The organism is Phyllobacterium sp. (genome assembly GCF_037994405.1).
Taxonomy (GTDB): Bacteria; Pseudomonadota; Alphaproteobacteria; order Rhizobiales; family Rhizobiaceae; genus Phyllobacterium.
This window is the reverse complement of the sequence record NZ_JBBNAN010000033.1, coordinates 1-22,746: the sequence shown is the minus strand read 5'-3', so window position 1 is coordinate 22,746 and position 22,746 is coordinate 1. Positions and strand designations below refer to the sequence as shown.

Sequence of the window (22,746 nt, the reverse complement as noted above, 5' to 3'; positions counted from 1 at the left end):
TGCGCTGGCTGTAGAGCTGCTGTTTCAGCTTCAGTCGCGGCAGCTCCTTGGTAAATTCCTTAAGCGATTCACTTGATCCGAAGCCATCGGGCGTCGGTTCGTAAAAGATGTTGTTCACGCCCAGGCTGAGCTGGCCGAAAACTTTCGGCGTGGTGATATCTTGCAGGCTGCGCGTCGAGGCGAGCGAATAGGACGCTGGGATATGCTGGAACGACACCGACTCGGCATTAACCCAGATGCCGAAAAACCTGTCCTTGCGCCGCACGACGAAACTGCGCTCTGGCCCTTCCAGGATAACCACAATATCATAACGGCCCTGCCGCTGGATCAACGGGTCGGCATTGTCCAGCGCGCCGAATATCGTTAGGTCGGTGCCGCGGAAGCCGGAGGTAATCGCGATCGTATCGGTCGATAGGCCGATCTCCACAGTCTCCTTGTTGCCAGGCAGTTGCTGCGCAAAAGCTGATTGGCCCGCAACCAGTGCAATTATCAGCGCAAGGACACCGGCGGCAGTCCTCATAATGCCCCCGTCGCAAGCGCAAGCGTGACCGAATAAAGATCGTCGGGCGTGATGAAGAGTTCGACAGCAAGCCGCAGGCCCACCGCCAGCACCAGCATTGCCAAAAGGGCGCGCAATTGTTCGCCGCGCAGTTTCTGGCCAATACGCGTGCCGTATTGTGCGCCGACGACGCCGCCTGTCATCAGCAGCATTGCCAGCACGATATCGACCGACTGGTTGGTTGTCGCCTGCATGACAGTGGTGAACGCGGTGACGAAGACGATCTGGTAGAGCGAGGTGCCGATAACCACGTTGGTCGGCACTTTGAGCAGATAGATCATGGCGGGCACCATGATGAAGCCGCCGCCGACACCCATGATCGACGATAGAAAGCCGATGGCTGCGCCGAGCACCATGACAGGAATAATGCTGACATAGATCTTCGAGGCGCGGAAGCGCATTTTGAACGGGAGCTTGTGCACCCAATTATGTTGGCCGGGCTTCTTCAGAGTGGCGAGCTGTCCGGCTCTTGTCCGGCGCATCGCCTGCACGCTTTCATAGAGCATCAGGCCGCCAATCGTGCTTAGAAAAATCACGTAAAGCAGGGAGACGATGAGGTCGAGCTGACCGAGCTGGCGCAGGAGAACGAAGACATAGATGCCGACGCCGGCGCCGATCACGCCGCCAATCACCAGCAACGACCCAAGTTTGACGTCAAGCGTACCACGCTTGAAATGGGAAAGCGCCCCGCTGAACGATGAGGCAATGACCTGGTTCGCGCCAGTGGCAACCGCAACTGCAGGTGGAATATTATAGAAAATCAAAAGAGGGGTGATCAGGAACCCGCCGCCCACGCCAAACATGCCCGACAGGAACCCCACCGCCGCGCCCATGAAGAAGAGCACGAAGATATTGACCGAAATCTCGGCTATAGGCAGATAAATTCCCAATGCCAACCCCATACCCATCACGGTGCTACGACATCGTCGTAACACCACAATGACAGCAATTCTTTAAGGTTTCTTGCCCACTTGCAGGCTTGAAGTCAAACATTGACTGAAGCGAGCACAACATATTGGTTCAAACACGAAACCTATTGTCGCAACAGTGCCGCGGGCGATGTTTTGACCGGTAAACGGCGCTAGGGTCAGGACCTAGATCTGCTTGTTCTTCTGCAAAAGGCTCCGGACGAGATTTCTATCGATATTGCCGGTGGGCTTCAATCCATTATCCTTCTGGAAAGCCATGATGGCATCGCGTGTCTTGGCACTGATCTTGCCGTCCGAACCGCCAGCATCGTAGCCACTCTTGTTGAGGATGAGCTGTACATTGCGTATGGCCTTTTCCATGTCGATGGAGCCGGTCGTGACGGATCCCGTTGCGGCCGGGCTCACACGCCATTCTTCCGGCACGCTCAGGGCATTGGCGTCCGGGTTGAGCGGCTTCGGCTTCCATAGCTGCGTCGCAGCACGTGCACGCTCAAGCTGGTCTGGGGTCATCGCCTTTGCCACTTCATCGCGCTTCTGTGCCGCGTCCTTGTCACCAGCATTTGCGGCAAGCGCAAACCATTTGTAGCTTTCCTCGAGACTCTGCGGAACGCCCATCCCCTTGGCCGAGAGGATCGCCAGGTTGAACTGGCTGTCCTTCACGCCGAGCTCCGCAGCCTGGCTGAACCAGCGTGCTGCAGACTCATTGTCGGGCGCGCCGTCGATCCCTGCTGCGAAAAGCACTGCGAGGTTGTGCATGGCGCTGGCATTGCCCTGTTCAGCAGAGAGCTGATAATACGTCTTGGCCTTCGCCAGATCGCGGGCAACGCCAAGTCCCTTCTCATAGAAGTTTCCGAGGCGATATTGCGCGGGAGCAAAGCCCCGTTGTGCGGAAAGATTGTACCACTCAGCCGCCTTGGCATAGTCGCTCGTAACGCCCCGCCCATCCATGTAGCGGTCGCCGATTTCGAACAGTGCCTTGCTGTCGCCCTTTGCGGCAGCATCGCGCAGCGGCTCCGGACCGGCTTCCACCGGGATGAACGGCAGGGCCGTGGTTGATGCATTCGCATCTGCGGATGTTGCAGCGGAGGAAGTATCGGTCGCGGGCGGTGTGACCTGCTGCGAATTGATCACATTTGCCACAGTGTCCTTTGCCGCAGTTGCGTCGGCTGGCATGCTGTCTTCGGCAGGCGCTGCCGATTGTGCGGCCATTGCCGGCATGGAAGGTTCAGCTGGTAGCGCCGGTTCCTTTGCGGCAAACTGCGCTGAAGGCGTAGGTTCCGGTGCTGTCGGCTGGGCCTGAGAGTCCAGTCCTGCCGAATGGTCAAGGAAGGCGTTTTTCAGTTGAAGACCGGCGATCGCAATCATGATCGCGCCGATAGCAAGGAGGATCGGTTTGCGCTGGCGCAAAAACAGGCTGCCCTTGCCGCCGTCGGCTTTTTCCGAAATTAAAGGCGCGGCGCGCTTCTGATTTTCGACTTCGGAAGCTGCCGCCTGGGCTGCCCTGCGTGCGGCTGCTATGAAATCTGCTTTGCCGGCCGATGTCTCGCCAGCGAGCGGCATTTCGCGCCGGTCATCACGAACCCGCTTGAGTATGGAATTGAGATCCGGCATGCCGGAGCCGGGCTCCAGCGGGCGATTGAGGATATTCGGGTCGAGGTCCGCATTTGCGTCTGATTGCTCCGCTTCGTCGGCGGTATCCATGTCCGGATCTTGTGCGGCCTCGTGCTTGCCGCGACCCTTCAAACCTCGCTTGAGGCTGCCAAACAGTGATTTCTTTTCGCGAGGCGCGGATTCTGAGCTTTCAGCGGCATGGGGGAGAGCCACTTCCGGCGACATATTTTCGTCTTTCGAGACGATTGGTGCGTTGAAGGCTGGCTCGACGTCGATGGCATGATCGTAAGCCAGCGTTGCCTTCATTTTTGGCTCATCAGCGATAAACGTCGTGCCCGCCGCGGCGTCACGAGGCCGGTACACGGGCGCAGGACCGCTTTCCAGCGAGGCGAGGCGATCGACGATCTTGAGCAGCGTGTCGTGGATGGCTTCAAAAGTTTTGGTGTTGCGCTCTTCAGACTTGCGCGCCAGCATCTCCAGGGTCTTCAGATCGTCGGCAAGTTCACGGGCAATCGCGCTGTCGTGGTCACTGCCGAAATTTGTCGTGTTGCGGATTGCCTCGGCTGCAGCGTTGCGGGCGGCTTCCACCACGAGATCGCGATTGGCAGCAATTGACGCCTCGATAGCATCGAGACGCGGCGGGATAGCGGCCATTTCGGCATGGCGGTCATTCGACTGGGAAAGGTGCTCCGCAAGGCCAGCAATCTGCAATTCCAGATTGCGGATGGCATCCTGGGTTCCGTCCGCCTGAGGCACATTCTGGGCAATGTAGCGCGCCATATCGTCGAAGCGAGCTTCGAGATTGTCTGTCAGGCGAATATCGCTGTGCTCGGCCATCATGTGATGGTCATCGAGCCGGCGGGTGAGTTCTTCGAAACGTTGATCGATTCTTGCGATGAAAGCTGGATCTGCCGTGGCTGGCTCCGGCATGGTCTCGAGCTTGCGGATGATCTGCAGTACCCGGTCCTCCAGATCGCGGAAATCAGAGATGCTGATCGAGGCGGGTGCATTTTGCAGGTGGCGTGTTACCGCGGCAAGCTGCTCGGATAGGAGGTCAAGGTTGAATGCGGGCGCCTTGCTCTGCTCGGTGAGCTGATCAACGCGTTGCGCAAGTTCACCCATGCGCTTGAGGATCGTGTCGGACGTGCGGTCATAGGTTGCTGACTCAATCTTGGAGGCCAACGACGCAATGCGCGCCTCAACGCGCTCGAATGCATCGGCCTCCGCATATTGCATCGAGGCGGGACGCGACGTGGCAACGATCGCGCGGCTGATTTCATCCAAACGCTCATCGACCTGTTGCATGAATTTGGCAGGTAAAGACGCGCCCTGTTTACGCGACATCTGCTCGACAGCGCCGGTCAGAAGAACCAGCTTGTCTTCGACATTGTGCAGCGGCAGCGAGTGCGGCAGGACTTCAACTGCCTGCCGGATCCCATCGAGCCTACCTTCAATTGTTTCAAGCGAGGCACCCGTTTCGCCACTTTTGAACGGTTGGCGATGATAAGTATCGAAACGCTCGTCCATCGCATCCCAACGATTGCCAAGACTTTTCACCGGCTCTTCGCGTGTCAGGGTGTCAACGGTACGCTTCAGCTCATCGAGATCGCCGCGCAGCATGGAAAGGTGGGCGCTGTCTGTCTTGCTATGATTTGCGGGATGTGCATCAGAAGCCGTCGACTGACGCAGATCATGCATCGCGTCGCGATACGGCTCGTATTGCCCTCGGGCAGGCGCTTCGATTTCGCCGCGCATCTCATCACGAAGATGCTTGAGCTGTGCGGCTATGGCCGAGAGATCGTGTTTGGCGCCTGGTCGCTGGTTTGCAGGCGAGGGTTCCGATTGCATAGCCGCGTGGCGAGGCGTTGCCGGTTGCCCGGCCCGGGAAGCAAGGGCGACGAAGCGGTCGGCGATGTCCTGGTTTTCTTCCGGGATATCAGGCTTCATTGCGCTGCGCAGCTGGCTCTCAAGTGTTTCGAGTGTGCGGTTGAGACTGTCCAGCGACGTCGCATCACGCCGCGCGCGATTAACATTGACCTGTTCCATCAGTGACCTTTGGTTCGTCATGGACGTCTGCTGCCCGAGTTGACGCCGGACAGAGCCGGCGAATGAAAATTCTTGGCTCTTGGGAAACAGCCGGTCGCGCTGTGCGCGTCGGGGCCAAACCGGAGAGCCGGGGCTTGATACCCCATGCGGTCCGACAAGCCGTGAAAAACAAATCACATATAGACACGGTTCACCGTCACTGTGACATTGGCGAAACGTGGTAAACAACTGGTTAAGGCCCCGGCGTCAAAGGTCAAAAATATATTTGGCTAGGCAAAAACGGTGTCTGATTCATCGAATTTCATGGCGCGGCGTTAGAGGCGGAGATCGGCCGGCGGTGGCAAATCACCAAGAACAGAAATTCGCAAAATTTTGACGTTTACGCAAACGTCAAAATTTGTTAGACAAGATGAAATTCTGACGGCACCCCTGTCTTGGTGCTATCCTTGCTCGTTTATGTTTTGGAGGAAACCTGATGCCGAGTTATCGCGCGCCTGTTGAAGACACGCTGTTTATCCTGAACGATGTCCTGGGATTTGAACGCTACAACAATCTTCCAGGCTTTGGAGATGCCTCGCCCGATATCGTCGAAGCGATTCTTGGCGAAGGTGCAAAGCTTGCGGAGAACACGCTCTTTCCCGTCAATCAGAGCGGTGACCATGAAGGCTGCGTGCGGCTTGATGACGGATCTGTAAAAACACCAACGGGCTTCAAGGAAGCTTTCGATCAGTACCGCGAAGGCGGCTGGGTCGGTCTCGCTGTGCCGCAGGAATTTGGCGGGCAGGGGCTTCCTTATGCGCTGCATGTGGCTGCAGGCGAATATATGGCGTCGGCAAACATGGCGCTGGTGATGTATCCGGGCCTGACCCAGGGCGCAATCGCCGCCATTCTCACTCATGGCACGCACGAGCAGAAGCAGGTGTATCTGCCCAAGATGACCAACGGGACATGGACCGGCACCATGAACCTGACTGAGCCGCATTGTGGAACCGATCTCGGTTTGTTGCGCAGCAAGGCTGTGCCAAGCGCTGACGGGTCCTACAGGATATCCGGGCAGAAGATTTTCATCTCCGCCGGCGAGCACGATATGGCGCAGAACATCATTCATCTGGTGCTCGCCCGTATCGAGGGCGCTCCGGAAGGTACCAAGGGCATCTCCCTGTTCATCGTTCCGAAGTTCATTGTCGACGAGAATGGCAATCCCTTAACGCGCAATGGCGTGTCCTGCGGCTCCATCGAAGAAAAGATGGGCATTCACGGCAACTCGACCTGCGTCATGAATTATGACGAGGCAACCGGTTATCTCATCGGCGGTGAAAACAAGGGTCTGCGCGCCATGTTCACCATGATGAATGAGGCACGGCTAGGTGTGGCCCTGCAGGGGCTTTCCATTGGCGAGGTCGCCTACCAGAATGCCGCGATTTATGCGCGCGACCGTATCCAGGGCCGGGCACTGACCGGACCGAAGCAGCCGGACAAGAAGGCCGATCCGATCATCGTCCACCCGGACATTCGCCGTATCCTTCTGACGATCAAGTCGTTCAACGAAGCTGGTCGCGCGTTCATTCTCTGGTCCGCGCTGAAGTCGGATGTGGCGCATCGCTCCGGCGATGAGGCCGAAAGACAGCTGGCTGACGATATTCTTGGCCTGATGACACCGGTTCTGAAAGGCGTCCTGACCGACAAGGGCTTCGAGCACGCCTGTATGGCGCAGCAGGTCTTCGGCGGCCATGGCTATATCGAAGAACATGGCATGAGCCAGTACGTACGTGATGCACGCATTGCCATGATTTACGAGGGTGCCAATGGCATCCAGGCGCTCGATCTGGTCGGACGCAAGCTCGGTGCCAATGGCGGGCGTGCTGTCATGGCGTTCTTCAAGGAAGTTGGCGATTTCTGCGAGGAAAACCGCAGTGACGAGAAGCTATCCTTCTTCACGAAGCATCTGAAGAAAGGCCTCAATGATTTGCAGGCTGCCTCCATGTGGCTGATGCAGAACGGAGTGGCGAACCCGGATAATGCCGGTGCGGCATCGACCGATTACATGCATCTCTTCGGCTTGGTGGCGCTCGGCTATATGTGGGCGCGGATGGCCAAGGCATCGCACGCCAAGCTGGCAGAAGGTGCTGGCGACAAGGCCTTCCACGAAACCAAGCTGATCACCGGCAAGTTCTTCATGGAACGTGTCATGCCGGAAACTTCGGCGCATCTTGCCCGCATCCAGACCGGAGCAGACACGATGATGGCGCTTGCCGCGGAAGCATTCTAAGCTGCACCTAGGCCAATTACGAGCCGCCATCGCGCGGCTCGTTCAGGACTATTTCAGGAGGTTTGTGATGGGTCTGCGACCGGACGAAGTATTGGGTGTTGCGAAACCCGACTGGAAGACTGACGACGTCGTGATGCTGGAGGAGATGGCCACGAAGTTTCTCGAGGCCGAGGTGTTGCCGCACTACGAGCGTTTCGAAAAACAGGAAATATTTGACCGTTCGATATGGGAACTTGCCGGCGAGAACGGCCTGTTGTGCGCCTCGATGCCGGAAGAATATGGCGGTGCCGGTGGCACCTACGCGCATGAGAGCGCGATCCTCGAAGCCATCGGCCACGTTGGCGTCGACGGCTTCGGCATTGCCCTGCACAATTCCATCGTCGCTCCCTATATCCTCCACTATGGATCGCAAGAGCAGAAGCAGAAATGGCTGCCTAAAATGGCTACCGGCGAACTGATCGGCGCGATTGCCATGACCGAGCCCGGTGCGGGCTCTGACCTTCAGGGCGTCAAGACCAGCGCGAAAAGGGATGGCAATCACTACGTCATAAACGGCTCGAAGACGTTCATCACCAACGGTCAGCTTGCCAACCTGATCATCATCGTCACCAAGACGGATCCTTCGCTGGGCGCCAAAGGGACCTCGCTGATCGTTGTCGAGACTGACGGCCAGGAAGGCTTTGAACGTGGCCGCAACCTCGACAAGGTCGGGCTGAAGTCGAACGATACTTCGGAGCTTTTTTTCAACGAGGTCCGGGTCCCAACGTCCAATCTCCTCGGTACCGAAGAGGGTCAGGGCTTTGTTCAGCTGATGCAGCAGTTACCACAGGAACGGCTGCAGATTGGCGGTTCGGCGATTGCAATGGCGGAACGCGCCATCGCAATCACTTCCGACTACGTGAAGGAACGCAAGGCTTTCGGCAAGGCGATCATCGAGTTTCAGAACACGCAGTTCAAGCTGGCCGAGCTCAAGACCGAGGCCACGATCGGCCGTGTTTTCTACAACCACTGCGTTGAGCGTCACGTTAATGGCGGCGGGCTCGATCCTGTCACGGCCTCCATGGCGAAATACTGGCTCAGCGATCTGCAGAATAAAATCGTCGATGAATGCCTGCAGCTGCATGGCGGCTACGGCTATATGAACGAATTTCCGATTGCCCGCATGTTCCGCGACGCCCGTGTCCAGCGGATCTATGGCGGCACCAACGAAATCATGAAGCTTTTGATCGCCCGCAGCCTTTGAGCTGCCGGTTTGAACAGGGAGAATGAAATGACTGAGGCATATATCTATGACCACGTCCGCACGCCGCGCGGCAGAGGCAAGAAGGATGGCAGCCTGCACGAAGTGCCTGCCGTTCGCCTCGGCGCGAAAGTGCTGGAGGCCCTGCGCGACCGCAACGGTCTCGATACGGGTCTGGTCGACGACATCATTTATGGCTGCGTTGATCCGGTCGGCGAAGCGGGTGCTGTCATTCCGCGCTCTTCTGCATTCGAAGCCGGCTATAACTTCAAAGCGCCGGGCATGCAGATCTCGCGTTTTTGTGCCTCGGGCCTTGATGCGGTGAATTTCGCTGCGGCCAAGATCGTGCAAGGTGCGGATGATATCGTCATCGCTGGCGGTGTTGAATCCATGTCGCGAGTCGGCATGGGCATGTCTGGCGGAGCCTGGTACATGGACCCGTCGGTAGGTCTTCCGGGCTATTTCATGCCGCAGGGTGTATCCGCTGATCTGATCGCGACGAAATATGGCTTCAGCCGCGATGATGTCGACGCCTATGCGGTGGAAAGCCAGAAGCGCGCCGGGGACGCCTGGAAGAAGGGGTACTTCAAGAATTCAGTTCTTGAAATCAAGGACCAGAACGGCCTGATCATCCTCGATCACGACGAGCACATGCGCCCGACGACAGACATGCAGGCGCTGGCCGCGCTCAATCCATCCTTCGTCATGCCTGGCGAGATGGGCGGCTTCAACGCGGTCGGCATTCAGGCCCATCCGGAAGTCGAGACGATCAACCACGTGCATCATGCCGGCAATTCGTCCGGTATCGTTGATGGGGCTGCGGGAGTCCTGCTCGGCTCGAAGAGCGCTGGCAAGGCCCTGAGTGCCAAGCCGCGCGCCCGTATCCGGGCATTTGCCAATATCGGTTCCGATCCGGCGCTGATGCTGACAGGTCCGGTCGATGTGACAGAGAAGTTGTTGAAGCGTGCCAAGATGAAGATCTCGGACATTGACCTGTTCGAGTTGAACGAGGCCTTTGCAGCAGTGGTGCTGCGTTACATGCAGGCTTTCGACATTCCTCGCGACAAGATCAACGTCAATGGCGGCGCCATCGCCATGGGCCATCCGCTTGGCGCGACCGGCGCAATGATCCTCGGTACGGTTCTCGATGAGCTCGAACGCCGTGATCTCAATGTCGCGCTCGTCACACTGTGCATTGGCGCAGGCATGGGCACTGCAACCATCATCGAACGCGTCTGAGGGAGAACGGAAGATGAGCTATACAAACTTCAAATTCGACGTCGACGCGGACGGTATTGCACTTGTCACCTGGGACATGCCGGGCAAGTCGATGAATGTCTTCACCGAAGAGGTGATGAAGGAACTGGACACCATCGTTGACCGGGTCGCGACGGACGAGGCGATCAAGGGTGCGGTGATCACCTCCGGCAAGGACACGTTCTCCGGCGGTGCGGACCTCACCATGCTCAAGCGCATGTTCCAGCTTTTTCAAAACGAAAAGGCAAAGAACCCGAAGAAGGCGGTTGAACTCCTGTTCGAGAACACCGGCAAGATGGGTGGCCTATTCCGCAAGCTGGAAACGTCCGGGAAGCCCTGGGTTTCCGCGATCAATGGCACCTGCATGGGTGGCGCATTCGAAATGTCCCTGGCCTGCCACGGCCGCGTGGTTTCGGATGATCCTTCGGTCAAGATAGCTCTGCCGGAAGTCAAGGTCGGCATCTTCCCTGGTGCCGGGGGTACGCAGCGCGTTCCGCGCCTGACCAACCAGCAGGACGCACTGCAGATGATGACGACGGGCTCCAGCCTGACCGCATCGCGTGCCAAGGCCATGGGGCTTGTGCATGAAGTCGTTGCGGCCAAGAAACTGGTCGAGGCAGCCAAGAAGATGATCAAGGCTGGTCTCAAGCCTGTACAGCCATGGGATGAAAAGGGCTTCAAGCTTCCCGGCGGTGCCATCTATTCGCCAGCCGGTGCCAATCTCTGGCCGGCCGCTACAGCAATCCTGCGCCGGGAAACCTATGGCAATTATCCGGGCGCGGCCGCGATCCTGAAATCGGTCTATGAAGGCCTGCTCGTGCCGTTCGACACAGCTCTCAAGATCGAGCAGCGCTATTTTACCCAGATCCTCCAGACGACGGAGGCCGGAATGATGATCCGTTCGCTGTTCGTCTCGTTGCAGGAATTGAACAAGGGTGCGCGCCGTCCGGCGAACGTGAAGCAGACCAAGTTCAAGAAAGTTGGTGTCGTCGGCGCCGGCTTCATGGGCGCAGGCATTGCCTATGTTACGGCGAAAGCAGGCATTCCCGTTGTTCTTGTCGACCAGAGCCTTGAGGCGGCTGAAAAGGGCAAGGCGCATTCCGCCGACCTCATCACCAAGGAAATGCACAGGGGTAAGGCGACCGCAGAGGAAAAGGAAAAGCTGCTTGGTCTGATCACCGCATCCTCGGACTATGCCGATCTGGAAGGCGTAGACCTTGTCATCGAGGCAGTGTTCGAAGACCGCGAAGTCAAGCGCGTTGTGACGCAAAAGGTCGAGGCTGTGTTGAAGCCGGCGGCAGTCTTCGCATCCAACACCTCGACACTGCCGATTACCGGTCTTGCCAAGGTCTCGCAGCGTCCGAAGAACTTTGTCGGCATCCACTTCTTCTCACCTGTTGACAAGATGATGCTGGTGGAAGTCATTGTCGGCAAGAAAACGTCGGACAAGGCACTCGCCGTTGCGCTCGATTACGTGCGTGCGATCAAGAAGACGCCGATCGTCGTCAACGATACACGCGGCTTCTACGTCAATCGCTGTGTCCTGCGCTATATGTCGGAAGCCTACAACATGCTGGTTGAAGGGGTTCCGCCGGCGATGATCGAGAATGTCGCCCGTATGGCCGGCATGCCGGTCGGACCACTGGCGCTGAACGACGAAACGGCAATTGACCTGTCGCAGAAGATCCTGAAAGCGACGCTGGCCGATCTTGGACCAAAGGCTGTCGATCCGCGTCATGTGGAACTGGTCAATACGCTGGTCGACAAATATGACCGCCGCGGCCGTAAGAACGGCAAGGGCTTCTACGACTATCCAGCCAAGCCGGCCAAGAAGCAGCTGTGGCCCGAATTGAAGACGCTTTATCCGCAGCAGGACCCGGACAAGATCAATGTGGAGGTGCTGAAGCAGCGTTTCCTCTTCACGATTGCGCTCGAGGCTGCCCGTGTCATGGAAGAAGGTATCGTCACCGACCCGCGCGAGGCGGATGTCGGCTCGATCCTCGCCTTCGGCTTCGCACCCTATACGGGCGGAACCCTGTCCTATATCGACGGCATGGGAGCGGCGAAGTTTGTCGAGATAGCCAAGGGTCTGCAACGGAAATATGGCGCACAGTTCAAAGCGCCGAAACTGCTGCTCGACATGGCCGAAACGGGCGAGACGTTCTACGAGCGCTTCAATCCCTATCCAGCTGAAGAAAACAAGAAGGCGGCCTGATAAGAGACGTGTGGGGTTCAATCAGATCCCCACACCTCACTGGACATGCAAACCACGTACAAATAACCGTGGAAAATAAGAAAGTTTTCCGTAATTCTACTCGACATTTCCAAAATTCCTTTCTAAAACCGTATAGAAGGTATTTTTTCCTTTTCTCTGGAAATAGATCATGTTTTCACATGACCGCATCTGGGCGGCCATCGATGCACTTGCAGAACGCCATTCCCTCTCCGTTTCTGGATTGGCGAAGCGGGCCGGGCTTGATCCAACGACTTTCAACAAATCCAAGCGCTATTCGGTCGATGGACGTGCGCGCTGGCCCTCGACCGAGTCTCTTGCCAAGATCATGGAAGCCACCGGTTCACCCTTGGATGAGTTCATGATGCTCGTCATTGGCAAGGCGGTGCGCGCGGGCGGTACGGCAATGCGTTCCATCCCGCTGCTCGGCTTCGCACAGGCAGGTGCCGGTGGGTACTTCGATGACGGCGGCTTTCCCGTGGGGCAGGGCTGGGATGTCGTCGAGTTTCCGATTGGTCCCGGAGATGCGGTTTACGCGCTTGAGGTGTCAGGCGATTCAATGCTGCCACTTTATCGCGATGGTGACACCATCATCGTTGCTCCCGGTGCTGCCGTGCGTCGCGGCGACCGCGTTGTGGTGCGCACCAAGGACGGTGAGGTCATGGCCAAGATTCTCGCGCGTCAGACCCCGCGAACAATCGAACTGCAATCGATGAATCCTGAACACCCAAATCGCACCTTTGACGCGGTCCATATCGACTGGATCGCCCGGATCCTGTGGGCAAGCCAATAGGAATTCACTCCGCATGCGTCAGCTGCCGCTTTATATTCTGACCTTACTGGTGGCCCTTTTGCTGCTCTATGCTTTTGTCGCGCCGTTCCATGGTGGATTGGAGACTTCGGTCGTTGCTCGCCAGGATGATGATGTCACGCCTGAAAATTTCGAATTGCCCGACGAAATGAAAAATGACGCGCCTGCGGACACACCTTTGGCAAATGAGGCCGTGCCCGCACAATCCTTCGAAGCGCGACAAGTCGATCCAGATGGATTTTCGTCTTCGAACAATGAGACTGCTCCACTCGAACGCGTCCAACCGCGCCAACCCCTGAGCAAGCTGGGGCAGGCATCGTCGCCCGCGCCACCACCGGCCCCGGTGCCGGTCGACAATACTGCAAAGCCGGTTTTGCTTTACCGCCCGGTTGCGACTGCCGCGGGTACGATCGAGGCGTCCGGTTACAAGATTGCGATCGAGGGCATCGACGCTTTGCCGCCAGAGGAGACCTGCAACTCCGATGGAACGACCTGGCCTTGTGGCATGGCTGCACGGACGGCCTTCCGTAATTGGCTACGCTCGCGGGCCGTCGAATGCACCGTGCCCGGCCAGCCATCCGAGGCGCTCATCGCAACCGGGTGCAAGCTTGGCAAATCTGATCTTGCCGAGTGGCTTGTGCAGAACGGCTGGGCGCGCGCCAAAGACGGCACGCCCATGGCTGAAGCGATGAAGAAAGCCGAGGAGGCAAAACTCGGAATCTTCGGCAGTCCGCCGCCGGCGCTTCCGGCAACTGACGATCTGCCGGTGCCCTCGTTCAGTGACACGCCACTGCAATCGGCCGAGCCATTGCCAGCCCCGCCGCCATTGGCCGTGCCGGACGCCCCATTTCCGCCCCGCCCGCAGTAGACTTAATATTTCACGCGTCGTGACAAACGGCCTCGACGTTGTGGCCGTCCGGATCACGCACAAACGCTCCGTAATAATTGGCGTGGTAGTGGGGCCGCAGGCCTGGTGCGCCATTGTCGCTGCCGCCAGCTGCTAACGCGGCCTTGTAAAAGGCATCGACGACAGCACGGCTGCTGACACGAAAAGCCACATGAACGGGCGGTTTGTTCGGGATGCCGCTGGCAATCCAGAAATCGGGCTTGCCCCCCTCGCCGAAGCCGGCAACGTCCGCGCTCCCGGTGACTGACGCTGGAAATTCAACAATAAGCTCGTATCCGATTGCAGCGAGTGTTTCCTGATAGAATTTCCTGCTCTGCCCGTAATTGCTGACGCTGACGCCCGTATGATCAATCATTCAGTCCTCCCACGGATTTTAGCCAAGCCAGTCTAAGATAGTTCTCCTGCCAATGCCTTCGCAATCAGAGCACGTGTCTCAGCAATACCATAAAGCGCAACGAAGGAGCCAAAGCGCGGACCGCGCTCCTGTCCGATGAGGACTTCATAGAGCATCTGGAAGAAAGACACGGACACGCCCGGACCGCCCTCGGGACTCTTCTTCGTATGGTCCTGATAGCGCTCGATTGTGCGGGCGACATCGAGAATGGCGTTCTGGATGTCATTGCCGTCAGCATCGCTGGGAAGAGTTGCCAGCTTCTTGTCCATTGCTTTCAGTGCACCGCATTCCACTTCGTCGGGCGTGCGGAATTTCTTCGAGGGCTTTACGAAGTCGTTGAAGTAACGGATCGCATAACCGACCAGTGCATCCAGCTCCGGATTGTTCTGTGCGGTAACACCGGGCGCATAACGCGAGATGAAGCCCCAGAGAACGCTGCTGTTCTCGGCATTGGAGGCGCTGACAAGGTTCAGCAAGAGCGCGAACGGAACCGGCATCTCGACAGATGGCGGATTGCCATTGTGCAGGTGCCAGACCGGATTGTTCAAGCGGTCTTTCCAGGATTGACGTCCATAAGCGGAAAGGTAGGTGAAGTATTCGTCCACCGCCTTGGGAATGACGTCGAAATATAGCCGCTTTGCCGTCCTGGGCTTCTGGAACATATAAAGGCCCAGACTTTCGGTTGGCGCATAGGTCAGCCATTCGTCGATGCTGAGACCATTGCCCTTTGACTTCGATATCTTCTGACCGACATTGTCGAGAAAGAGTTCATAGACGAAATGCTCGGGGGCACGGCCACCCAAAATCTCGCAAATGCGATCGTAGATAACCGCATTGGTCTGGTGGTCTTTGCCAAACATCTCGAAATCAACGCCAAGTGCCGCCCATCGCATGCCAAAGTCGGGCTTCCATTGAAGTTTGACGTTACCACCCGTCACAGGAAGCGTGGTCTCGATGCCGTTCTCGTCATCAAAGCTTATCGTGCCATTCTTCGCGTCGATATTCTTCATCGGAACGTAGAGCACGCGCCCGCTTGTCGGTGAAATTGGCAGAAACGGGCTATAGGTTGCCTGGCGCTCCTCGCCAAGTGTCGGCAGCATAACCTTCATAATGTCGTCGTAGCGCTCAGCAGCACGCAGCAGCACCTCGTCGAAACGGCCCGCCTTATAATACTGCGTTGCGCTGGCAAATTCGTAGTCAAAACCGAATGTATCGAGGAAGCGGCACAACATGACGTTGTTGTGGTCGGCGAAACTGCGATAGTTACCGCCAAAGGGATTGGGAACTGCCGACAGCGGCTTGTGCAAATGCGGCTCCAGGAGCGAGCGATCCGGTACATTGTCTGGAATCTTGCGCATTCCGTCCATGTCATCGGAGAAGCACAAAAGCTTTGTCTTGACGCTATCCCTGGTCAGGACACGAAAAGCGTGGCGCACCATCGAGGTGCGTGCCACTTCTCCGAAAGTGCCAATGTGCGGCAGGCCGGAAGGGCCGTAACCGGTCTCGAACAGGATCGTGTCGGGATAGCCGGTCTTCTCGTAGCGTTTGATGATCTTTTGCGCCTCTTCGAAGGGCCAGGCTTTGGCCTCTGCTGCCGCCGCGATCAATTCGGGGGTCAGTTCGATTTGGGTATTAGGGCGCGAAGTCATTCGTTTTTCCTGTATTTTAAAGAGCGCGCGGACACTATGGCGGCAGGTTGTCCGCGTCAATTGTATCTGTGATCGGGATGGCTGCTCGAGCGTATTTTCTGGCGAAGAATGAAATCTAATAGAAGTCGACCGGAAAATACCGCAAATAGAGTTCCGAAATCGTGCCCTTCTCCTCCAGAGATTTCAGGGCAAAGTTGAAAGCGTCGACAAGTTCGCCGTTTTCCAGTGTGGTCGCGATCATCATTCCGTCGCCGAGAAACTGTGGGGCGATATAGGGTCCGCCAGTGAAGGCGCAACAGTTCTTGGCATCCGGGCTGCCGATCCAAAAGGAAAGATCTGACCCGTCGCCAAAAACAGCGTCGATCTTTTTCGCCTGCAGATCATTGAGCATGAGTTCCCGCGAAGGATAGCCGACCCAATGTCCCCTCGGGAAAAAATCGGCAAATATCGCCTGATGGACCGAGCCTGCAATGACTCCAATCGTCTTCTTGTCGAGCGTATTGGCAAGTGGTTCGACCAACGCTGTGTCCCTCATCGTCAGGAAACGGGCTGGCAGGCGCATATAAGGTGCCGTAAACGCGTATTTTTCGCGTAGTGCGGCCGTTGGTTTCAAGCCTGCGATAATTGCTTCGGCTTCGCCATTGTCGAGCGTCGGTTGCAACTCGTTCCACGGACGGGCTTCGATCTGACAGATTGATGTCACAGCAAGCTCGTTGCAGATCGCCCGCGCAAGATCGACGTTGAAGCCAGAAATGCGTCCCGTGCTGTCGACGAAGTTGAAGGGCGGATAGTCAACCGTGGTCACAAAACGGATGCGCTCGACGGTGGACAGATCAGGTTTGGAAATATGCTCGCGGCCATCCCAATAATGCGGGAAGTCCGATGCTGCGCCAGCTTGCGACAGCGTGGCCAGGATGAGACAAAGGGTGAAAGCAGCGATTGTCCGGATATGCATTCAATCTCAACGTGGCAATGTGATTTGCACAAGGCTAACACGATCCAATCGGCCATGACAGATCGGACTGCCGTGTTGACACAAAAGCTGATGACAAACCATCGGCAGGAAAATAGCGGGCCCATATTGTGATATCTGCCAATTTATTGGCTGAGGATGTCGGGTGCAGCATGGCGTACCGTACGACAGCTCTGTAAGACAGCTTTTCTATGGGAGAAGACGCCGCACCGACCGTCAGAGCCAGCCTATGAATTTGTAGATCCGATGAATTCAGGCCCAGAACCGATGATCAATGGGTCTTCCTTCCCGATCACACTTATGTCTCGTCCCTTGTAGGGCAGGCTCAACAGGATCCGCCGCATGACGGCAATTCTGGCGCGGCGTTTGTCATTTGCCCGGACGATTGTCCATGGCGCGTGCGCCGTATGGGTGCGGGCGAACATTGTGTCACGCGCTTTGGTGTACTCGTCCCATTTCTTGGCACCCTCAATGTCGATAGGTGAGAACTTCCAGTTCTTGAGTGGACTGTGGCGGCGGTCGTGAAAGCGCTTCAACTGCATGATCTGCCCGATGTCGAGCCAGAATTTGAAAAAATGGGTTCCGTCAGCGACGATCATGTGTTCCAGACCGGGTGTTTCCGCCAGAAATGACTGGTGCTGTTCCGGCGTGCAAAATCCCAAAACCGGTTCCACGCCGGCTCTGTTGTACCAGGACCGGTCAAACGTGATGAATTCGCCGGTGGTGGGGAAATGCGAAATATAGCGCTGGTAGTACCATTGCCCGCGCTCTGTTTCGGTGGGCTTGGGCAAGGCGACGTTGCGTGCAGTGCGAGGGTTCATATACTGGCGCAGGGTAAAGATTGTACCGCCCTTGCCAGCCGCGTCGCGACCTTCGAAAACCGAAATTACCCGGCTACCTTTGTCCTTAAGCCAATACTGCAGTTTGACCAATTCGATCTGCAAAAGTTCAACCGTCTCTGCATATTCCTTGCTCGGCATTTTCTCCGCATAAGGAAAGTTGCCGGATGCCAGCGCGCCATCAGCAATCCAGTCGGGGAGCTTGGGATCATCGATGGTGAAGATGCGTTTCTTGCCATCAATCTTCAGATTGAGCGTGGTGTCGATCGCTTGCGGCTCATCGGATTTCTTTTTTGAATCTTTACCCACGTCATTCTTCCTCAATTGACATAAAGCCATGTTATTGGGAGAGCGTTGTATCGTCCAGAGCCTAAAAAGCTCGGCAGGGCAGGAGTTTAGCACATGAGCATATTGGGGCAGGACGGCCGGAGTTTGCAGCAACGAGCGGTGGAGAGGCTGATCCGTGCCCGCTATATTCTGGCCGCTGCCGCGTTTATTACTGCGCTCGTCCTGAGCTCCGGGGTGTCAGGATGGTTAAGCTTTGCAATCATGATGCTCGTCCTCTTCGCGGTCGTCGTCCTTTCGGCGGCCATGCCACGCGCAGACAGTCCCGCAATCTCGCCTGCCAGCGACCCTGCTATCTTCCGCCTGTCCGGCCAGCAGCTCGCAGCCCAATTGCCGGACCCCCTGATCATTTTCGACCACGAGGGAACGATCCTTTATGTCAATCCTGCAGCCAATGGTGCTTTTGGACCTTTGGCCCGAGGCGGTACGCTTTTGATGCACTTTCGCGCGCCTGAGATGCAGACATTGGTTCAATCGGTCATGACCGACGCTATGCCGCGATCTGCGGACTACGCCGAGCGCGTTCCGGTTGAGCGTTGGTATCGGGCCACCGTGCTTCTCCTGGATAAAACGGGAGGCGGCGATCGCCAGTATCTTTTGTCGTTCCGTGACCAGACCGAAGCGCATCGTCTGGAGCGTATGCGTACGGACTTCATCGCCAATGCCAGCCACGAACTGCGCACCCCGCTGGCTTCGCTCAGCGGTTTCATCGAGACCTTGCGCGGGCCGGCGCGAAATGATGCGACGGCGCGTGACAACTTTCTCGAAATCATGCAAAAACAGGCCGAGCGTATGGCACGGCTTATCGACGATCTCTTGTCTCTCTCGCGCATCGAAATGAAGGCGCACATTGCTGTCAAGGACCAGGTCGATTTGACGGTTGTGCTCAACCACGTCGCTGACTCCATGCGACCGTTGGCTGCAGATCTTGGCGTGGAGATCGAGCGCAATATAGATCCGAAACCGGTCACCGTTCTTGGTGACCGGGATGAATTGACTCAAGTCTTCCAGAACCTCGTTGAAAACGCTTGCAAATATGGCCAGTCCGGTAAGAAAATTATTATTGAATTGAAGCCGAACGGCGAAGCGATCAAGGCGACCGTTCAGGATTTTGGTCCGGGCATCCCGGATGAACATATTCCGCGCCTGACAGAGCGTTTTTACCGCATCAATGTTGAGACGAGTCGTGCGCAGAAGGGTACAGGACTTGGATTGGCCATCGTCAAGCACATTCTGACGCGCCATCGGGCCAGGTTGGTTGTCCGCTCCCGGGTCGGCGAAGGATCATCCTTTACCGTCGTGTTTGGACCACAGCGTACCTGAGGGGTTTACTTCAAAAAGAACGGCGCCTTTCGGCGCCTTTAGCAGACAGTTTGACGCACTATCGAATGCGGCGACGCTCGGACGCCGGCTGGTAGGCCAAGCGTGAATGATAAGTGCAATAGGGGCCGGATTCGCCAACATCATTGCCGCAGAAGTTGAAGTCTGGCTGCAGCGGGTCACCAACGGGCCATTTGCAGGTGCGCTCACTGAGCTGCACCAGCTCCAGCCGCCGTGATATCGGCACGACGACATTGGTCACGGTCTTCGTGATCGTGTGGGGGACAAGATCAGTATTGTATTCGGTCTGCAAGGCAGTTGCACCGACGCTGCGGCTGACAACCCGGCTCGCCATATGGCTGGAAGAGCCGCCACTGCGCTGGCTGCCGGAAGCACTTGTGTTGATCTTTTTACTACGCGTCTGGGTTGAAGTGGTTTTACCACGTCCCGACAGCTTCAGACGGTGCACTTTGCCGATGACGGCGTTGCGGCTAACACCGCCCAGTTGTGCTGCGATCTGGCTTGCACTCAGACCTTCGGCCCAAAGTTTCTTCAGCTGTTCTACGCGCTCGTCTGTCCAGTTCATCGTTTCCTAGCTCCGTATGGGGCTCTGTTTTGTGCGGTGTCCGGACTGAATCCTTCCTCGCATCTGGATTGCTCCAGATTGGCTTGATACCATATCTATTCAGATGACGAGGACGCCGCACGAAATCTAGCTATTTCGTTTCCCAAACTACAATATGGGATGACTCTGTGACAAGAGTCGGGCACGGCTCGTTACCAGCTTTTTTGGGTTTTCCCCAACTTGCGCGATAAACTGTTGCATAAAAGACTCTTTATGCCGTCGCCGGCAAACCTTCCTACCGATTGCCCGCTCAGGTTGTATAAACTTGCAGTGTTGACATGGGTGCCCTTGGGCATGCGGGTGGAGCATTTCGAAGTGTTCATTTGACAATTGCAATTCGAATGATGATATTACCCATGTGGCCGCCCCCAAGAATGGCATTGTGGGGCGGCTTTTTGATTTCATCACTGCCGATTTCTCGTATGTATCAGCAGGTTTGGCAAACTGGGTATTGGAGGCCCGAAACGACATGACGGACGCAAACGCGCAACCGCTTTACGACACTTTTGCTCGTGCGGACCTGCGCTTTGAGCGAGGAGAGGGCGTTTGGCTTGTAACAGAGTCTGGTGATCGTTACCTCGATTTTGCGGCCGGCATTGCCGTCAATTCACTTGGCCACGCCCATCCACATCTCGTCGAAACACTAAAGAGTCAGGCTGAGAAGCTTTGGCATGTGTCCAACATCTACGAGATCCCCGGCCAGAAGCGTCTGGGCCAGCGTCTTGTCGACAGCACCTTCGCAGACAAGGTCTTCTTCACCAATTCCGGTGCCGAAGCGCTGGAATGTGCGATCAAGACCGCGCGCCGGTATCATTACGTCAATGGTAACCCCGAGCGGTTCCGGATCATCACGTTCGAAGGTGCCTTTCACGGCCGGACGCTGGCGACGATTGCCGCCGGTGGCCAGCTGAAATATCTTGAAGGTTTCGGACCCAAGGTCGAAGGCTTCGACCAGGTGCCGTTCGGTGACGAGAAAGCACTGAAAGCAGCGATCGGTCCTGAAACCGCAGCCATTCTGATTGAGCCTATCCAGGGCGAGGGTGGTGTACGCTCGGTGCCGGACGAAGACCTGCGTGCGCTGCGCAAATTGTGTGACGAGAAGGGCCTGCTGCTGATCCTTGATGAGGTTCAGACGGGCGTTGGCCGGACGGGCAAGCTTTTTGCGCATGAGTGGTCCGGGATTAAGCCGGACATCATGGCTGTTGCAAAAGGTATTGGCGGTGGTTTCCCATTGGGTGCATGTCTTGCGACAGCGGAAGCTGCAAAGGGCATGACTGCAGGCGTCCATGGCACGACCTTTGGCGGTAATCCGCTGGCGATGGCCGTCGGCAATGCCGTGCTCGACGTAATTCTCGAAGAGGGTTTTCTCGAACACGTTCAAAAGATTGCGCTGGTCATGAAGCAGGGCCTGGCCTCGATTTCCGATCGCTATTGCGATGTCATTTCCGAAGTGCGTGGCCGCGGTCTGCTTATGGGACTGAAATGCGTGGTAGCGAACACAACGATGGTGCAAGCGCTGCGCGATGAACACCTGCTGACGGTTGGTGCGGGCGATAATGTTGTCCGGCTCCTGCCACCGCTAGTTGCAACGCAAGAAGAGGCTCGCGATGCTCTCTCGAGGATCGAAACTGCCGCTGAACGCCTGTCGGTGACCGCCAGACAGAAAAGCGCTTGAGGACGTGATTATGACAATCAAGCAGGATCTCCGGCACTTCACGGATCTGTCAGCGCTTTCCTCGGGCGATCTGCGCTCCATTCTCGACGATGCGCGGGAACGCAAGACGCGGCTGAAGGCAGGCACAGTCGAAAAGCCGTTCGCCGGCAAGGTGTTGGCGATGATTTTCGACAAGCCCTCGACCCGCACCCGCGTCTCCTTCGACGTAGGGATGCGCCAGCTTGGCGGCGAAACCATCATGCTGACCGGCTCGGAGATGCAGCTTGGCCGCAGCGAAACCATTGCCGATACGGCCAAGGTGCTGTCGCGCTACGTCGATATCATCATGATGCGCACAACGACCCACGAACGCCTGACCGAGATGGCCGAAAACGCCACGGTTCCGGTTATCAATGCCCTGACCGACGATACGCATCCGTGTCAGATCATGGCTGATATCATGACGTTCGAAGAACATCGCGGCCCGGTCAAAGGCAAGACCTTTGCTTGGACCGGTGACGGCAACAACGTGCTGCATTCGCTGGTCGAGGCGGCTGCTCGCTTTGATTTCAATCTCAATATCGCCACGCCGGAAGGCAGCGAGCCTGCGAGCAAATATCTGGAATGGGCAAGAGGCGCCGGAGGCAAGATCAAGTTGACCACCGATCCGATTGCGGCAGTCGAAGGCGTCGATTGCATTGTCACCGATACCTGGGTGTCGATGGGACAGGAAGGCCGTGCCCGCGGCCACAATGTTTTCATGCCTTATCAGGTCAATGATGCCTTGATGAAGCACGCCGACCCTGATGCACTCTTCATGCATTGCCTCCCCGCACATCGCGGCGAGGAAGTAACGGATTCCGTCATCGACGGGCCGCATTCCGTTGTCTTCGATGAGGCGGAGAACCGCTTGCACGCGCAAAAGGCCATTCTCGCCTGGTGTCTCGAAGGAGGTCGGCCCAGTGTCTGATACCACAATGCGTAGCGACGAGTATATTTTTGCCGGTGATGATGCCGTCGTTCCATTTCAGGTCGCCAACCTGGATGCACGCGGGCGCGCGGTCCAGTTAGGGGCGACGCTTGAC

The 22,746-nt window shown here is 57.0% G+C and carries 17 protein-coding genes; 9 read left to right on the top strand and 8 right to left on the bottom strand.

The window, feature by feature from the left end; translation table 11 throughout:
• From AAAC48_RS02320 to AAAC48_RS02310, 3 genes are all read right to left on the bottom strand, one after another.
• A partial coding sequence (locus AAAC48_RS02320; protein ID WP_340652623.1) for a TIGR02186 family protein occupies positions 1 to 520 on the bottom strand: 520 nt, incomplete at its 3' end.
• The gene (locus AAAC48_RS02315; RefSeq protein WP_340652622.1) at positions 517 to 1,449 is read right to left on the bottom strand and encodes a sulfite exporter TauE/SafE family protein; all 933 of its coding nucleotides are present in this window, start codon (positions 1,447 to 1,449) and stop codon (positions 517 to 519) included. The genes AAAC48_RS02320 and AAAC48_RS02315, both read right to left, overlap by 4 nt.
• A gap of 204 nt (positions 1,450 to 1,653) precedes the next feature.
• Complete coding sequence (locus AAAC48_RS02310) at positions 1,654 to 5,166, bottom strand: peptidoglycan-binding protein (RefSeq protein WP_340652621.1); 3,513 nt, start codon at positions 5,164 to 5,166, stop codon at positions 1,654 to 1,656.
• Between the two features lie 454 nt (positions 5,167 to 5,620).
• Between AAAC48_RS02310 and AAAC48_RS02305 the strand changes: the two genes are divergently transcribed.
• The 6 genes from AAAC48_RS02305 to AAAC48_RS02280 all read left to right on the top strand — a co-directional run bounded on the left by AAAC48_RS02305 (position 5,621) and on the right by AAAC48_RS02280 (position 13,823).
• A complete protein-coding gene (locus AAAC48_RS02305; protein WP_340652620.1) occupies positions 5,621 to 7,414 on the top strand; it encodes an acyl-CoA dehydrogenase C-terminal domain-containing protein in 1,794 nt (597 codons plus the stop codon).
• A 67-nt stretch (positions 7,415 to 7,481) separates the two neighbouring features.
• Positions 7,482 to 8,657, top strand: a complete 1,176-nt coding sequence (locus AAAC48_RS02300; protein WP_340652619.1) for an acyl-CoA dehydrogenase family protein — start codon at positions 7,482 to 7,484, stop codon at positions 8,655 to 8,657.
• Positions 8,658 to 8,684: 27 nt separating this feature from the next.
• Positions 8,685 to 9,893 (top strand): acetyl-CoA C-acetyltransferase, encoded by a 1,209-nt coding sequence (locus AAAC48_RS02295; protein ID WP_340652618.1) that lies wholly within the window; start codon positions 8,685 to 8,687, stop codon positions 9,891 to 9,893.
• Between the two features lie 13 nt (positions 9,894 to 9,906).
• Positions 9,907 to 12,126 (top strand): 3-hydroxyacyl-CoA dehydrogenase NAD-binding domain-containing protein, encoded by a 2,220-nt coding sequence (locus tag AAAC48_RS02290; RefSeq protein WP_340652617.1) that lies wholly within the window; start codon positions 9,907 to 9,909, stop codon positions 12,124 to 12,126.
• Between the two features lie 169 nt (positions 12,127 to 12,295).
• Positions 12,296 to 12,937 (top strand): helix-turn-helix transcriptional regulator, encoded by a 642-nt coding sequence (locus AAAC48_RS02285; protein WP_340652616.1) that lies wholly within the window; start codon positions 12,296 to 12,298, stop codon positions 12,935 to 12,937.
• Positions 12,938 to 12,950: 13 nt separating this feature from the next.
• Positions 12,951 to 13,823 carry a thermonuclease family protein gene (locus AAAC48_RS02280; RefSeq protein ID WP_340652615.1) on the top strand — a complete coding sequence of 291 codons (873 nt, stop codon included), beginning with the start codon at positions 12,951 to 12,953 and terminating at the stop codon, positions 13,821 to 13,823.
• 10 nt (positions 13,824 to 13,833) lie between these two features.
• Here the strand turns inward: AAAC48_RS02280 and AAAC48_RS02275 are convergent, their stop codons facing one another.
• The 4 genes from AAAC48_RS02275 to ppk2 all read right to left on the bottom strand — a co-directional run bounded on the left by AAAC48_RS02275 (position 13,834) and on the right by ppk2 (position 18,026).
• On the bottom strand, positions 13,834 to 14,217 hold the full coding sequence (locus AAAC48_RS02275) for a VOC family protein (RefSeq protein WP_340652614.1): 384 nt from the start codon (positions 14,215 to 14,217) through the stop codon (positions 13,834 to 13,836).
• A gap of 32 nt (positions 14,218 to 14,249) precedes the next feature.
• Positions 14,250 to 15,905: a lysine--tRNA ligase gene (locus AAAC48_RS02270; protein ID WP_340652613.1), complete on the bottom strand. Its 1,656-nt coding sequence runs from the start codon at positions 15,903 to 15,905 to the stop codon at positions 14,250 to 14,252.
• Between the two features lie 115 nt (positions 15,906 to 16,020).
• Positions 16,021 to 16,860 carry a transporter substrate-binding domain-containing protein gene (locus AAAC48_RS02265; RefSeq protein ID WP_340652612.1) on the bottom strand — a complete coding sequence of 280 codons (840 nt, stop codon included), beginning with the start codon at positions 16,858 to 16,860 and terminating at the stop codon, positions 16,021 to 16,023.
• Between the two features lie 245 nt (positions 16,861 to 17,105).
• On the bottom strand, positions 17,106 to 18,026 hold the full coding sequence (gene ppk2 / locus AAAC48_RS02260; RefSeq protein WP_340652611.1) for a polyphosphate kinase 2: 921 nt from the start codon (positions 18,024 to 18,026) through the stop codon (positions 17,106 to 17,108).
• Positions 18,027 to 18,119: 93 nt separating this feature from the next.
• Here ppk2 and phoR point away from each other — a divergent pair, with 93 nt between their 5' ends.
• Entirely contained in the window at positions 18,120 to 19,385 is a 1,266-nt protein-coding gene (gene phoR, locus AAAC48_RS02255; RefSeq protein ID WP_340652610.1) for a phosphate regulon sensor histidine kinase PhoR, read from the top strand.
• Positions 19,386 to 19,443: 58 nt separating this feature from the next.
• On the opposite strand, the gene AAAC48_RS02250 is transcribed toward phoR, so the two are convergent.
• Entirely contained in the window at positions 19,444 to 19,968 is a 525-nt protein-coding gene (locus AAAC48_RS02250; RefSeq protein WP_340652609.1) for a GcrA family cell cycle regulator, read from the bottom strand.
• 508 nt (positions 19,969 to 20,476) lie between these two features.
• Between AAAC48_RS02250 and AAAC48_RS02245 the strand changes: the two genes are divergently transcribed.
• Positions 20,477 to 21,682 carry an aspartate aminotransferase family protein gene (locus AAAC48_RS02245; protein WP_340652608.1) on the top strand — a complete coding sequence of 402 codons (1,206 nt, stop codon included), beginning with the start codon at positions 20,477 to 20,479 and terminating at the stop codon, positions 21,680 to 21,682.
• 10 nt (positions 21,683 to 21,692) lie between these two features.
• Positions 21,693 to 22,631 (top strand): ornithine carbamoyltransferase, encoded by a 939-nt coding sequence (gene argF / locus AAAC48_RS02240; protein WP_340652607.1) that lies wholly within the window; start codon positions 21,693 to 21,695, stop codon positions 22,629 to 22,631.
• Positions 22,632 to 22,746 lie beyond the last annotated feature (115 nt).